Raw genomic sequence first — 13051 nt, forward strand, 5'->3', positions numbered from 1 at the left:
ATGCCCGGAAAGGGTAAGCACCGCCGTCCGAGGACCAGCCCGTTCACGCGCGGATTCGTCGCCGCCGGTACGGGTGGCGCCGCCATCGCACTCCCGCTCATCGGCACCGCCGGTGCGCACGCTGTGGAGAAGTCCGCTCCCGCCGTGACCTCCGGTCATGTCGCCTCCGTCGCCCAGGGGGCCGTCGCCCCGCAGACGCCCAAGGCTCCGAAGGCGCCCAAGAGCTACACGGTCGTCGCCGGTGACTACCTCTCGAAGATCGCGGCCGAGCAGGACCTCGACGGCGGTTGGAAGAAGCTGTATGCCGACAATCGCGAGGCCGTCGGTGAGAACCCGTCACTGATCCACCCGGGGCTCAAGCTCACGATCGGCGGCAAGCCCGAGTCGAAGGCCCCGGCGGAGCGCAAGGCCGCTGCTCCGGCGAAGAAGGCCGCTGCTCCGGCCAAGGAGGCCGCTGCTCCGGCCAAGGAGGAGCGTTCGTCCCGCTCGGCCGAGCGTGCTGCGGCCGCCGCCGGGCCCGCCGCCTCCCGTCCCGGCTCGGGTGCGGCTGCTGCCCCCGCCCCCGCCGCGGCCCCGGCCGCAGCTCCCGCCGCGCCGGCCGCAGCTCCCGCCGCGCCGAGCAAGGTCACCGACTACACCGCTCCGGTCACCGGCAGCATCAGCACCGCCTACAGAACCCCCGGTGCCATGTGGTCCAGTGGTTACCACACCGGTCTCGACTTCATCGCCTCCGTCGGTACCTCGGTCAAGTCCGTGGGCCCGGGCACCGTGGTCTCGGCCGGATGGGCCGGCGCCTACGGCAACCAGGTCGTCATCCAGCACACCGACGGCACCTACTCGCAGTACGCCCACCTTTCCTCGCTCTCGATCTCGTCCGGCCAGAGCGTTCGCGGCGGCGAGCAGATCGGCCTCTCCGGCTCCACCGGCAACTCCACCGGCCCGCACCTGCACTTCGAGATCCGCACCGGACCGGGCTACGGCTCGGACATCGACCCGCTGGCCTATCTCCGGCAGCACGGCGTGTCGATCTGAAGCTGACGTAACGTCAGTGACGTCCGCCGCCCCTTTTCCTGACGGAGGGGGTGGCGGACGTCTGTGTTCCGCCGTATTCCCACTTTGCGAGAACCTGACCAGGTGGTCTATGTCACGCCACGTCAACCCCTCCCTACGGTGGCGTAGGTCACTTCACCCGGTGAATGATGTCTCGACGTGGCAGACGATTCGAGATCAAGAGCACATGGCGCATTCGGGTCGTACGCGGCGATCGGTGACAGCTTCACCGAGGGCGTCGGAGACCCTGGACCAGAGGGACAGTTCGTGGGCTGGGCGGACCGCCTTGCGGTCCTTCTCGACGACCGTGTACCGGAGCACACGTTCCGTTACGCCAATCTCGCCGTACGCGGACGACTCCTCGACCAGATCGTGGAGGAGCAGGTCCCGCGGGCGAAGGAACTCGCACCCGACCTGGTGACGTTCTGCGCGGGAGGCAACGACATCATCCGTCCCGGCACCGACCCGGACGATGTCGCCGAGCGCTTCGAACGAGCCGTCGCCGACCTTGCCGGTGCCGTCGGCACCGTCATGGTGACGACCGGCTTCGACACCCGGGGCGTGCCCGTGCTCCGTCATCTGCGCGGCAAGATCGCCACATACACCGCGCATGTGCGTGCCATCGCCGACCGCCACAACTGCCCCGTCCTCGACCTGTGGTCGCTCAAGTCCGTCCAGGACAGACGAGCGTGGGACGGCGACCGGCTCCATCTCTCGCCCGAGGGCCACACCCGAGTCGCGCTGCGCGCCGCGCAGGTGCTCGGCATCGAGGTGCCCGCCGACCCCGACCAGCCGTGGCCGCCGCTGCCGCCGCGCGGCACGTTCGACGTCCGGCGTGACGACATCCAGTGGGCGCGGGAGCACCTCGTGCCGTGGATCGGCCGACGGCTGCGGGGCGAATCCTCCGGCGATCATGTGGAGCCGAAGCGTCCGGATCTGCTCCCGCTCTGAGTGCCGGGCCCGCCGGGCCGGTACTGCGAAGCGGCGGGGATCCGCTCCAGGACCCCGCCCGCGAACACGTCGTACAGCGGCAGCGACTCCAGATGGACATAGCCGATGTGGCAGTCGCACACGGCGAGAGGGCAGGGGCGCGGCCGCAGTGCCGCCCGGAACGAGCCGTCGTAGAGATTGCCCAGCTCGGCCCGCACGAAATGGCAGCGCCGTACCGTCCCCTCACCGTCCACCGAGATCACCGACTCGCCCGTCCGGCACGGCAGCCCCGCCGATCGGTGCGGGTGGCGGCTGTAGGGGAAGAGCGGGTCGAGTGCCGTCCAGCGAGCGGCTTCCTCGTCCGTGTACGTACGCCCTTCCGCCGCGTTCACCCACAGGTAGACATGCGGCGGGAGATCGTCACGCAGCCGGCGGGCCTGCTCCAGATGTTCGTCGAAGCCGACGACTCCGACACTGAACCGGACTCCTCGGCCCACGAGTTCGCGGCATTTGCCGAGGAATCGGTCGTACGGCGTCTGGCCGGGGTGGTACGTGCACCACAGCGCCAGCGTGTCCGCGTCCGCGTCCGCGAGCCAGTCGGTCCGGCAGCTGAGATTGGTCTGGATGGCGACCCGGCGGACGTGCGGCAGCAGGGACAGCTCCACCAGGGCACGCCGGTACCAGGAACGCACAAGGCCCTCGCCCCACGGCGTGAACAGCACCGACAGCCGGTCGTCGGTCTGCCCCGCCGCCCAGCCGGCGAACCGCTCCAGCGCCTCCCGGTCCGCACGCAGCTGCTCCCGGCTGTCGCGGCGCTTGGCGAACGGACAGTACGGGCAGTCGTAGTCGCAGGAGGCGAGCCGGCCCCGGTACAGCACGGTCAGATCCATCTGTGCGCGCCCCTCACTTCAGCTCGTACGCGGCCATCGCGGCCCGTACGGCGGGGGAGAAGAGCTCGGGGCCGAGGGCGTCCGAGTGGGCGAGGCCCTCCGATGTCAGCCGCAGCAGTCCGTCCGCCTCCTCCAGCCAGCCGCGCCCGGCGAATGCCGCGAGCTCGGCCGCGAAGTCGTCGGCCGGCCTCCTGCCGAACCGAGCTTCGTACTCCGCCGTGCACATTCCCCCCGCCTGCAGCAGCGATTGGAGCAGATGGCGACGGCGCGCCTCCTCCCCGTCGACCCGGCGGCCCACCTCCGCCCGTGTGAAGTCCTCGGCCTCTGTGTAGTCGTCGATGATCGTGCGTATCTGGCGCATGTCGACCGCGTAGTCGAAGGAGTAGTGCAGGCGAGAGGTGTACGAGCGGGCTCCGCAGCCGAGGCCGATCATTCCGTCCGTCTGGCAGGCGTAGTCGTCCGCGCCCTGCGGCGGCGCGTCGGCGCGGCGGAACATCCGCATCGAAAGCTGCTCGTAGCCGTGAGCGAGAAGATGGTCACGGCCCTGGCGGTACAGCGTGAGGCGCCGGCCGTCCCACGCCGCGTCGCTGTCCGCCGCGAGACGGCCGAGGCCCGTCAGCGGCCGCACGTAGAGGGGGTACAGATAGAGCTCCTCGGGCCGCCACGCGAGCGCCGCGTCGAGCGAGCGCCGCCAGGTCGCCGCCGTCTGGCCGTCGATGCCGTAGATCAGGTCGATGTTGAGGACAGGGACTCCGGCGTCACGGATCCGGCCCAGCGCGGCCTCGACGTCGGAGCGACGCTGGGGGCGGACCGCCGCCCTCGCCTCGTCGTCGATGAAGCTCTGGACACCTATGCTCAGCCGGGTCGCGCCGCGCCGCACGAGCACACCGAGCCGATCGGCGGTCGCCGTCGCCGGGGACGTCTCCACGGAGAGCGGCACCGCGCTCAGGTCCGCGCCCATGCGCTTCTCTGCGATGTCGCACAGCCGCTCCAGCTCGGCGGCGGTCAGGAACGTGGGTGTGCCACCGCCGAAGGCCGCCGTGGCGAACCGCACCGGCGCCGCGTCCCCGAGGGCGTCCCGGACCGCGACCGCCTGACGCTCCAGCGCGTCGAGATAGCGCGTGGTCAGCTCGTCGGGCGCGCCGATGCGGGTGAAGAGGTTGCAGAAGCCGCAGCGCACCTCGCAGAACGGTATGTGCAGATAGAGCGAGAGCGCGTCCTTGCTCTCCCCGGCCCACAGCTCACGGAGTGAGGGGCGGTCGCCGAGCGGGCGGTAGGCGGTCTTGTGCGGATAGGCGTACACATAGCTCTGGTACGGGCGGATCGAGCTCATCGGGCGCCCTCCGGCGAGCCATGGTCCGTGAGGACCGCCGCGCCGGGGCCCGGGAGGAAGAACTGCGCGTACGGAACCGTCCAGACGACCTCGTGGCCGAGCCGGTGGCCGGTGTAGCCGTCGTCGCCGTACGCCGTGCCGTGGTCGGAGCAGACGATGGTGAAGCACCGGCGTCTGCTGCTCGCCGCGGTGAAGAGCCGGCCGATGTGCCGGTCCACGTACTCCAGGGCTGCGGCGTGCGTCTCGCGGGAATCGCCCGCCTCGCGTGTGGCACCGGGCAGATGGAACCAGTTGGGCTGGTGCAGGGCGGCGACATTGACGAAGAGGAACAGCCGCTGCTCGTCGGGCAGCCCCGCGACCACCTCCTCGGCACGGTCCACCTGGGCCTCGAACGAGGTCGGGGAGGTCACGCCGAACTCCGGCTCCCAGTGGCTCTCCTGGAACAGACCGGGCAGCACGGAGCCGAGGGGCCCCTGCCGGTTGAAGAAACCTACCCCGCCGACGCACACCGTCCGGTACCCGGCCTGCGCCAGTCCGCCGACCAGATCCGGGGTGTCGTAGACGAACGTGCCGTCCGCGGTGGTCTCACTGCCCGCGAACCGCGCGGCGAACAGCCGTGGATGGGGGCCCGGAGCGGCGGGAGTCGGCAGGAACCCGGCGAAGATCGCCTGGTGGGAGGCGTAGGTGAAACTGCCCGGAGCATGACGCTTCTCCCAGACCCCGCCGGGGAGATGGCGGGCCAGATGGGGTATCCGGCCGGCTGCCGCGAGCTCCGCGGCGACATCGAACCGGAGCGTGTCGAGAGTGACGAGCAGCAGATCGTCCCTGCCGACGACCGCCGGCATGTCGGTCATGCCTGCGGCAGGGGGAGGGGTCGGGCACATGGTGGTTCCTCGTGGTACGTACGGATGGCGGCGGCGACCTGCGCCGCATAGGTGTCGAGGCCCTCGGCGCCGCTGCCCGGCAACCCGGTGAGGCGCGGCAGCAGATCACCGAACGCATTGACCTCGCCGACGGCGAACCGCCGCCAGGCGGTGGCGGGAAGCAGATCGACGCCGACGCACAGCGTCCCCGGGAACCGGGCCGCCGCCCGTTCGCAGAGGCCGAGCACATCGTCGCTCCAGCTGTGGCCCGCCGCCCGCACGGCGGCGGCCGTCCCGGCCAGGTCGCCCCGCTCGCCGCCGAGATGCAGATTGGTCAGCGGGGAGCGGCTCGTCCGCACGACGGCATGGGTGGCCCTGCCCGCGACGACCACCACCCTCAGATCCGTGGCCCTGCCGTGCTGGACGGCCTTCGGCAGCCAGCGCTCGATGTGCAGTCCGTCGGGCGCGAGCGAGTCGACGATCGCGGCGACCTCGGACTCCGATGTGTAGCGGCGCAGGCGCAGGGAGTTGAACAGCCGCCCGTCCGGGGTACGTTCGACCGGGGTGACCGCCCGGATCCGCCCGTCGGCAGCCGCTTCGACGGCGAGCACGCCCGAGGCCGACGAGCCATGGGCGAGCTTCACGAACGCCCTGCGGAACTCCGGCCGGGCGAGGTGTGACCGGACGTCGTCCCAGCCGCGCACGACCGGGGCCGCGGCTCCCGATGTCGGCGACGGCGGCACCGCCACACCGGCCGCGGCGAGGCGCTCATGGCAGAGCCGCTTGTCGAACAGCACGGCGATGTCGTCGGGCTCGTCCAGGAGCGTGCCACCCGATTCGCGCACGGCACGGGCCACGTCCCTCACGGCCCGGGTGAACCGTGCGTACCAGCGGCCGGTGCCCTCGACCCGGGACGGGTCCCGGACCCCGCGCAGCAGATGGTCGACCTCGGCGTTCTCACCGGGCGAGTCGATACGGACCAACTCGCCCGGCAGAAACCGGGCACGGTTCCGTAGCACGTCGAGCCACGGGACCGCCCGCGCGGCGGGCAGCCCCGCCGCGCGCACGGCCTCGCGGAAGAACGCGACACGGCGGTTCTCGGGGTTGCCGACGACGGCGAAACGCAGCGGAACGGCCGGTGTCACTCCGCCACCGCGGTGAAGCGGCCGCTTTCCTCGTCGTCGTCCCACGGTTCCTGGACGTCGTCGAGGTCGACCGTCACCCCGGCGGGCTCCAGTGCCCGGCGTATGCGCTCGCGCATGGGCTCGCTGATGAAGTGGTGGTGCAGATCCAGGCTCTTGAGGTGGGTGAGCGGCTGGCCGTCGAGGAGCGCCGCCGCGCCTTCGTCGCCGAGCGTGCCCATCGACAGGTCCAGTGTCTCGAGCCGGGCGACGACGGGGGCACCGGCGACGGCGGAGGCGATCTCGTCCTGGATCTCGCTGTTGCGCAGCGCGAGATGCCTGAGCCGCGGCAGCCGGCCGCCCGCGAGGAACGGCTCCAGATCGGTGAGTTCGGCGTCGCCGCCGTACTCGGAGACGCCCAGCCAGAGGTCGAGGTGCTCCAGTGAGGGCAGTTCGCTCGCGGCGACGCCCCGGACCACCTGGACCGGCAGGCCGCCCGTCTCCACCCGGAGTGTGCGCAGCTTCTCGTGCCGCACGGCGTCGAACACCAGGCCCGATCCGCCCCGCACACCGAACTCCACCAGCTCGGGGAAGGCATCGAGCAGCGGTGTCATGTTCCCCTGGTTGATCCAGGAGACCTCGCACTCCTCGAAGGTGATGTCACCGACGAACAGGGCACGCAGCTCCGGCAGCCGGTCCCGCGCGGCGAGCAGCGCGGACACGACCTCGTCGGGACCGCTGTCGTACACATCGCTCCATGCGCCGACGATCAGCGCCCGGACCTTCGAGGTGTCGACCGCGGCGGTGAAGCGGGCGAAGGCCGCCTCCCACTCCTCCTCGCTCTCGTACGCGTCGACGGTGATCCGCCAGGCGACGGAGGCCGCCTCGGGCAACCCGTCGGCCTTCGCGTCGGCGCCGGGGAAGTCGAAAGCAGGCAGGCCGTGAAACTCCTGCATATGGCCCGAAATGGTCATGACGAGGCTCCAGACACCGGACGGCTTTGAACGGCTGATGTGCAGGCAAGTTCTACCAAGGCGCACTGACACCGCCGCCGCGGGGTCGGGCGGTACCGGGCGTGCGGCCGTCGGAGACCGATTGTCAGACCCTCCCCCTAGTTTCGGAGTCGGGTCCGGCGCACGCTGTGCCGGCCGTGGAGGGGAGAGCCATGTACCGGCAGGGAGACGTGCTGATCGTGCCCGTCACGGAGGATGCCGTTCCGGCGCATGTCGTGGACGCGCGGGGCGAGCCGAGGGACGGCCGTGGCCGGCTCGTGCTGGCGCTCGGCGAGGTCACCGGACACGCCCATGCGCTGGCGGCGCCGGGACGCCTCATCCGCGGGACGGGGGCCTTCGGGCCGATGCTGCTCCATCTGCCCGAGGGCGGGCGGCTGGTGCACGAGGAGCACGCGCCGATCGCGCTGCCCAAGGGCTGGTACCAGGTGGTGCGCCAGCGGGAGTACGCACCGGGCGCGGTGCGGATCGTCGCGGACTGACGACGCACAGCGGTCGGCAACGGGGACATCGGAACGGAAACCGGGAGCGGGGCAACAGATGCAGTACGTGGACAAGTGGCGGGCCGTGGCGGCGGCGACGGGCCCGGCGGACCGGGCCGCCGCGGAGGAAGGCGTCCGGCTCGCCTACCGCACGGCGGGACTCGAGGAGCCAGGGCGTTTCGTCTGGACCGACTCGCCCAAGGCCGCCGTCGCGGCCGTGCGGGCCCTCGACGGCGCGGGGCGTTCTGTGCGGGACGAAGTGAGGACCGGTCCCTGGGCGGACGAACGCCGACGGCTGCACGACCAACTGGGCCCGGCGGGCTGGACCGAGCACTGGGGGAGGACCGGCGCACCTCTCTGGGACAACACGCGGGCTCTTGCCGAGCGGATACGCAGCGGTGTCGCGGACGCGCTCGCCGATGAGGCAGCGGCGCTTGCCGACGGGGACGCGGAAGAGGCGGCCACCGAGCGGAAGGCCGTCCGGCTCGTGCTGCTGGACGCGGTGCAAGGCCAGCACGACGCTCCCTGGCTCGCCGCCTTCGACGGGCACAGCACGCGGCTCGAGGGCCTCGGCAGGGTCGCCGAGCAGACGGGCTGGTGGTGGCCGTTCGAGAAGACCGTGGTGATGTGCGAGCGGCCCGTCGAACTGCACCGGGACGAGGCGGGACGGCTCGACCGCGGCGACGGACCGGCCCTCGCGTTCGCCGACGGTTTCGCGCTGCACGCCTGGCGCGGGATGCCCGTGCCCGCCGAGTTCCTCGACGGGCTCTCCGCGCTGACCCCCGAGCGCATCCGCGGCGAGGAGAACGCCGAACTTCGCCGTGTCATGCTCGAGTTCTACGGCTACGACCGCTATCTCTCGGAGTCGGACGCACGGCCCGTGCACCGCGACGAGACGGGCGTGCTGTGGCGCATCGCCCTCGCCGACGACGAGGACGTCGTGATGGTCGAGGTCCTCAACTCCACGCCCGAGCCGGACGGTACGCACAAGACGTACTGGCTTCGGGTGCCACCCACCACTCGCACCGCGAAGGAAGGGGTCGCCTGGACGTTCGGACTCGACGCCTCGGCGTACGAACCGCTGCGTCAGACCTGAGCCGCCGCCAGCTCTTCCGCCCCGATCAGGGCAGAACTGCCCCTGCCCGTGCAGGCGTAGGCCCCGGCCACCGCGCCGAGCCGGGCGCAGTCCTCGACGGGGCGCCCGGCGAGGCGTCCGTAGAGAAAGCCGCAGACGTACGCGTCCCCCGCGCCGTTGGAGTCCACCACCGGCGTGGGCGGCACCGTCGCCGGAACGGGGCGCGGCGTACGGCCGCCGTCGCGCGTCATCAGATAGGAGCCGCCGGCGCCGGCCGTCGCGATCACGGCCTCGGCCCGCCCCTCGCGCAAGATCTCCCGCATCACCGACGCGATCCGCTCCCCGGCGCGCGCCGCGCTCAGGAACACCACGTCGGAACGGAGCGCGAACTCCCTGTGGTGGTCGTCCGCTCCGTCCCAGTCGTGGAGGTCCGTCGAGACGGGGACGCCGAGCTCGGCGATGTCGTCGTAGAGGAAGCGGGCGAAGTTCATGATCGACAGATGGACATGGCGGGCCCGCCGCAGATGGGGGAGGTAGAAATCGCGCGGCATCCGCAGATCGCCGGGATCGCGGGCGTCGTAGAAGGACATCCTGCGCCCGGCAGGGTCGACGAGGTTCACCGCGCGCCGTGTGCCGGACGGCGATATCAGGTGCTCGAAGTCCACGTCGCCGTCCGCGAGCAGTTCACGGACCTGCAGTCCGGGCCGGTCGTCTCCGATGAAGTCGAGGAAGGTGACCCCCAGGCCGAGAGCCCGGCAGCCGAGGGCCACATTGCCTCCGGTGTGCCCGGGCCACTCGGTGATCGGGGGGACCCCGACCGAGTCCGCGAACGGTGCCGGCAGCGAGCCGACGCGGACGACCGTGTCCACCCCGCTGCCGCCGATCACCAATACGTCAGGGTCCGGACGATCCGTAGGCTGCGCCGACACCGCTTCCCCTCCCATGAGCCTTCGGTGCATTACGCACTCTGCCGGGTCAGCGCCCCTTGGTCGAGCCCCAGTTCGCGGGCGAGGGCCTCGTCCGTCCACGCCAGCATCGCTGCCCGGCTGAGTGAACCGGCGTACGACGTCATCTGCACCGCCAGCCCGTCCAGCAGGGCCGTCAGCCGCCAGGCCGCAGAGGCCGGGTCCTCGCACCGGAACTCACCGGCAGCGGCGCCTTCCGCGATGACCGCGGTCAGCTCCGACTTCCACTGCTGGTCCAGGGCCCGGGCCACCTCGCGCAGCGCGGGCTCCCGCAGCGCGGCCGCCCAGCCCTCTATCCACAGGCGCCAGCCCTTGGCCTGTCCCGTCGGTGCGTACCAGCGGACCGCCGCCCGCAGCCGGCGCACCGCGGTGGTCCGGCGGCCGAGGAGTTTGCGCAGATGGGCCAGGTCGCCCTCCGCGGCGTACGCGAACGCGGCGGCGACGAGCTTCTCCTTGGTGGAGAAGTGGTACAGCACCAGGGCATTGCTCACGCCGAGGGCGGAGGCGACGTCCGCGATCCGCACGGCGGTCACGCCACGGGCCTCGATCTGCTCCACGGCGGCACGCAGGAGTTCCTCCTGTCGCTGCGCCACACTCAACCGGACTCTCACCACCGGGTCACCCTACACACGCCTGTGCGAGCTCCAGCAGCCGTCGGTCCGACCCGTGACCCGCGACCACGGCCAGACCGGCAGGCAGCCCGTCGACCGACATCCGCGGCAGCACCAGGCTGGGAAGCCCCGCGGTGCTCGCCGGACAGGTGAGGCGGAAGGTCGCCTCCCGGAGAGCGGCCTTGCGGCCGGGAGACTCGTCGATCCGCGGTGCGGGGCCGCCCGTGGCGGGCAGAAGGAGCACCGCGTCCTGCGGAAGGTTCGCGCGCAGGGCCCGGCCGGCCCGGTGGACCTCCTCTTCCGCGGTGGCACGCCGCTCCGCCGTGACCGCGGACGCCCGCGCGAAGCGGGCGGCGATCCCCGGTCCCAGCGCGCCGGGGTGGGCGCTCACCCAGCCTCCGTCGCACTCCCATGCCTCGGCGCCCTGGGCCGTGGCGAAGGCAGCTGCGAGAGCCACCGGATCGATACCGGGGGACGGCAGTTCCACGAGCCGAAGACCGGCTTGCCAGGCCAGTTCCGCCGCCGCCCGTGGGAATGCCTCCTGTACGCCCTGGCCGGCGAGGGCGACGAGGGCGCCGGACACCAGAGCCGTACGGAACGGAGGTCCGGCGGCGGGACCATCGGCGGCGGGAAGCAGCACATCGCCGACCCGCGCCAGGGTCTCCGCGTCGCGCGCGAGCCAGGCGACGGTGTCGAAGGACGGCGCGAGCGGCAGCATGCCGGTCGTGAGCACGGCGCCGTGAGTCGGCCGCAGACCGTACAGACCGCAGTACGACGAGGGCACCCGGATGGATCCGGCGGTGTCGCTGCCGAGCCCGGCGTCGGCCTCGCCGAGTGCCACCGCGGCCGCGGGGCCACTGGAGGAACCGCCGGGAACGCGACCGGGCGCCGCCGGGTTGGGCGGGGTCCCGTAGTGCGCGTTCGTCCCGTTGAGGCTGTACGCGAACTCATCGGTCTGTGCGATGCCGGTCACGTCCGCACCCGACCGGAGCAAGGCCCCGACGGCCCAGGAGTGGGCTGCCTCCGGCTCGGCCTCTGCGAGCCGGGCGGGGTTGCCGGCTCCCCGTCGGTGCCCCGCGACGGCGTGCACGTCCTTGACCGCCAGCCGCAGCCCGCGCAGGGGCCCGGTCCCGGATCCGGCGACCAGCGGTTCACCCCGCTCCCGCCACACCGCCTTGTCCGCCGACCCCATGGGGCCCTCCCTGACTCCGAGCGACGGCCCTCATCGAAGCATGCGGTGGGCGTCGTGGGCGATCGCCCCGCCGTGCCCCGGCTGCGCGGCGGCAGCGACACCGGACGCGCTCATCCGTGCCCCGGCTGCGCGGCGGCAGCGATACCGGACGCGCTCATCCGTGCCTCTTCAGCTGTACCAGCCGAAGCGTTCCGCGATCACCGGCAGCCGGTCGGCGACGATCGCGTGAGCAGCCGCTCGCGGGGTCGTACCGTCCGCCTCGGCGCGCGCGAGCATCTGGTCGATCAGTGCGCGCATCGCCCGGCGCGTGTAGGCGAACGCCTCGTCGGCGTCGGCGCCGATGTCCCCGAAGAGGGTCCACCACCACCATGCGTTCGTACCGGAGTTCACGACGACATCCGGCAGTACCGTGATCCCGCGCGCCGCGAGCAGTTCCTCGGCCTCGGGCAGGACCGGCATATTGGCGGCCTCGACGATCCAGCGTGCACGGACACTCGCCTCATTGGTGGTGTCCACGGCGTAGGAGACCGCGGCCGGTACCAGCACCTCCGCGTCGGCGGCCAGCCATGCGTCGCCGGGCAGCTCGGTATCGGCGGGCCGCAGCGCCGCCCGGTCCACCGTCCCGAAGGCGTCGCGCGCGGCCAGCAGTGCCTCCACGTCCAGGCCGTCCGGATTGGCGATCGTGCCCTTGATGTCGGCCACGGCGACGACCTTCAGACCGGCCCGGGACAGGAAGCGGGCGGTGGCCCCGCCCATCGTGCCGAGTCCCTGGACGGAGACCCGTGTGCCCGCGCGCGGGGTGCCCGTCCGGTCGAGCGCGGCGAGCAGCGACTCGGCGACGCCACAGCCGCCGACCAGCTCGTCGAGGCCGATGCCGTCGATCTCGACGGCGAACGCGTCGGCCAGCCGCTGCCGCGCCGCCGCCTCGTCGTCGAGGAGCGGGTACACGGCCTGCACGGACGAAATGAGCCCGGCCTCGGCAGCCGCCCTGTCGACGAGATCCTGGGTGAGGCCGAGATCCTCGCCGGTGGTCCACATGTTCTCGATGTACGGGCGCATGGCGCGCATATAGCGGACGAGGACGCCGTACGCCTCGGGATCCTGCGGATCGCAGTCGATGCCGCCCTTCGCGCCGCCGAGCGGGATGTACCGGACCGCCGGGTCGTCGACGTCGTAGTGCAGGGCCTCCTTCATGGTCATGCCCCGCGCCAGCCCGGCCACCTCGTCCAGGGTGCAGCCCTCGCGCATCCGCAGGCCGCCGCTGGCCACCCCGCGCACGAGCCGGTCGACGACGAGATGGCCCTGGTGGCCGGTCACATGGTCCGTCCAGCTCAGTGAGATCAAGGGGCCGCTGCTGGTGGCCGGACTGATCGTGGAGGGCGAGGACTTCCGCGGCTCCCGGTGACCCGCGCGGGCTGCCGTCGAAGGGCAGGTCATCGGGGTGTCCAACTCGGACATGGGGCCTCCTGGCACGGCAACGAACTGAACCGTCGGTCAGTATCAGGAGCCGACGCAGCCATGTCAACGTG

Annotated in this window: 13 protein-coding genes; 4 read left to right on the forward strand and 9 right to left on the reverse strand. The window is 72.0% G+C overall.

Features of this window, described 5'->3' with window-relative positions:
• Together ACFU5O_RS07010 and ACFU5O_RS07015 are read left to right on the forward strand one after the other, a co-directional pair.
• Positions 1–1032, forward strand: coding sequence for a peptidoglycan DD-metalloendopeptidase family protein (locus tag ACFU5O_RS07010; protein WP_384237334.1), 1032 nt, complete (start codon positions 1–3; stop codon positions 1030–1032).
• A gap of 177 nt (positions 1033–1209) precedes the next feature.
• Positions 1210–2001 carry an SGNH/GDSL hydrolase family protein gene (locus ACFU5O_RS07015; RefSeq protein ID WP_384237337.1) on the forward strand — a complete coding sequence of 264 codons (792 nt, stop codon included), beginning with the start codon at positions 1210–1212 and terminating at the stop codon, positions 1999–2001.
• On the opposite strand, the gene ACFU5O_RS07020 is transcribed toward ACFU5O_RS07015, so the two are convergent.
• Genes ACFU5O_RS07020 through ACFU5O_RS07040 form a run of 5 tightly spaced genes read right to left on the reverse strand, consistent with a single transcriptional unit; the run spans position 1962 to position 7161 of the window.
• Positions 1962–2870: an STM4011 family radical SAM protein gene (locus ACFU5O_RS07020; protein WP_384237340.1), complete on the reverse strand. Its 909-nt coding sequence runs from the start codon at positions 2868–2870 to the stop codon at positions 1962–1964. The two genes, ACFU5O_RS07015 and ACFU5O_RS07020, sit on opposite strands and share 40 nt — an antisense overlap.
• Before the next feature lie 13 nt (positions 2871–2883).
• The gene (locus ACFU5O_RS07025) at positions 2884–4203 is read right to left on the reverse strand and encodes an STM4012 family radical SAM protein (RefSeq protein WP_384237343.1); all 1320 of its coding nucleotides are present in this window, start codon (positions 4201–4203) and stop codon (positions 2884–2886) included.
• Positions 4200–5048 carry an STM4013/SEN3800 family hydrolase gene (locus ACFU5O_RS07030; protein WP_384237791.1) on the reverse strand — a complete coding sequence of 283 codons (849 nt, stop codon included), beginning with the start codon at positions 5046–5048 and terminating at the stop codon, positions 4200–4202. Before ACFU5O_RS07030 ends, ACFU5O_RS07025 begins: the two co-directional genes overlap by 4 nt.
• Positions 5049–5053: 5 nt before the next feature.
• Complete coding sequence (locus tag ACFU5O_RS07035; RefSeq protein WP_384237345.1) at positions 5054–6211, reverse strand: STM4014 family protein; 1158 nt, start codon at positions 6209–6211, stop codon at positions 5054–5056.
• The gene (locus ACFU5O_RS07040) at positions 6208–7161 is read right to left on the reverse strand and encodes an STM4015 family protein (protein WP_384237347.1); all 954 of its coding nucleotides are present in this window, start codon (positions 7159–7161) and stop codon (positions 6208–6210) included. The genes ACFU5O_RS07035 and ACFU5O_RS07040 overlap by 4 nt, the downstream gene beginning before the upstream one ends.
• Positions 7162–7352: 191 nt before the next feature.
• Between ACFU5O_RS07040 and ACFU5O_RS07045 the strand changes: the two genes are divergently transcribed.
• Both ACFU5O_RS07045 and ACFU5O_RS07050 read left to right on the forward strand, forming a co-directional pair.
• On the forward strand, positions 7353–7679 hold the full coding sequence (locus ACFU5O_RS07045; protein WP_384237349.1) for a hypothetical protein: 327 nt from the start codon (positions 7353–7355) through the stop codon (positions 7677–7679).
• Between the two features lie 58 nt (positions 7680–7737).
• Positions 7738–8775, forward strand: coding sequence for a DUF6745 domain-containing protein (locus ACFU5O_RS07050; protein ID WP_384237351.1), 1038 nt, complete (start codon positions 7738–7740; stop codon positions 8773–8775).
• Here ACFU5O_RS07050 and ACFU5O_RS07055 read toward each other — a convergent pair.
• From ACFU5O_RS07055 to ACFU5O_RS07070, 4 genes are all read right to left on the reverse strand, one after another.
• Complete coding sequence (locus tag ACFU5O_RS07055; protein WP_384237353.1) at positions 8766–9698, reverse strand: carbohydrate kinase family protein; 933 nt, start codon at positions 9696–9698, stop codon at positions 8766–8768. The two genes, ACFU5O_RS07050 and ACFU5O_RS07055, sit on opposite strands and share 10 nt — an antisense overlap.
• A gap of 14 nt (positions 9699–9712) precedes the next feature.
• Positions 9713–10333, reverse strand: a complete 621-nt coding sequence (locus tag ACFU5O_RS07060; protein WP_384237355.1) for a TetR/AcrR family transcriptional regulator — start codon at positions 10331–10333, stop codon at positions 9713–9715.
• 4 nt (positions 10334–10337) lie between these two features.
• Entirely contained in the window at positions 10338–11522 is a 1185-nt protein-coding gene (locus tag ACFU5O_RS07065) for an amidase (RefSeq protein ID WP_384237358.1), read from the reverse strand.
• 168 nt (positions 11523–11690) lie between these two features.
• A complete protein-coding gene (locus tag ACFU5O_RS07070) occupies positions 11691–12980 on the reverse strand; it encodes a Glu/Leu/Phe/Val dehydrogenase dimerization domain-containing protein (RefSeq protein WP_384237360.1) in 1290 nt (429 codons plus the stop codon).
• Between the last annotated feature and the right edge of the window lie 71 nt (positions 12981–13051).

This window comes from Streptomyces sp. NPDC057445 (assembly GCF_042802855.1).
Classification (GTDB): Bacteria; Actinomycetota; Actinomycetes; order Streptomycetales; family Streptomycetaceae; genus Streptomyces.

Coding starts and splice junctions, on each gene's coding strand:
- ACFU5O_RS07010 (WP_384237334.1), top strand. CDS start 1: ATGCCCGGAAAGGGTAAGCACCGCCGTCCGAGGACCAGCCCGTTCACG.
- ACFU5O_RS07020 (WP_384237340.1), bottom strand. CDS start 2,870: ATGGATCTGACCGTGCTGTACCGGGGCCGGCTCGCCTCCTGCGACTAC.
- ACFU5O_RS07025 (WP_384237343.1), bottom strand. CDS start 4,203: ATGAGCTCGATCCGCCCGTACCAGAGCTATGTGTACGCCTATCCGCAC.
- ACFU5O_RS07030 (WP_384237791.1), bottom strand. CDS start 5,048: ATGCCGGCGGTCGTCGGCAGGGACGATCTGCTGCTCGTCACTCTCGAC.
- ACFU5O_RS07040 (WP_384237347.1), bottom strand. CDS start 7,161: ATGACCATTTCGGGCCATATGCAGGAGTTTCACGGCCTGCCTGCTTTC.
- ACFU5O_RS07045 (WP_384237349.1), top strand. CDS start 7,353: ATGTACCGGCAGGGAGACGTGCTGATCGTGCCCGTCACGGAGGATGCC.
- ACFU5O_RS07050 (WP_384237351.1), top strand. CDS start 7,738: ATGCAGTACGTGGACAAGTGGCGGGCCGTGGCGGCGGCGACGGGCCCG.
- ACFU5O_RS07055 (WP_384237353.1), bottom strand. CDS start 9,698: ATGGGAGGGGAAGCGGTGTCGGCGCAGCCTACGGATCGTCCGGACCCT.
- ACFU5O_RS07065 (WP_384237358.1), bottom strand. CDS start 11,522: ATGGGGTCGGCGGACAAGGCGGTGTGGCGGGAGCGGGGTGAACCGCTG.
- ACFU5O_RS07070 (WP_384237360.1), bottom strand. CDS start 12,980: ATGTCCGAGTTGGACACCCCGATGACCTGCCCTTCGACGGCAGCCCGC.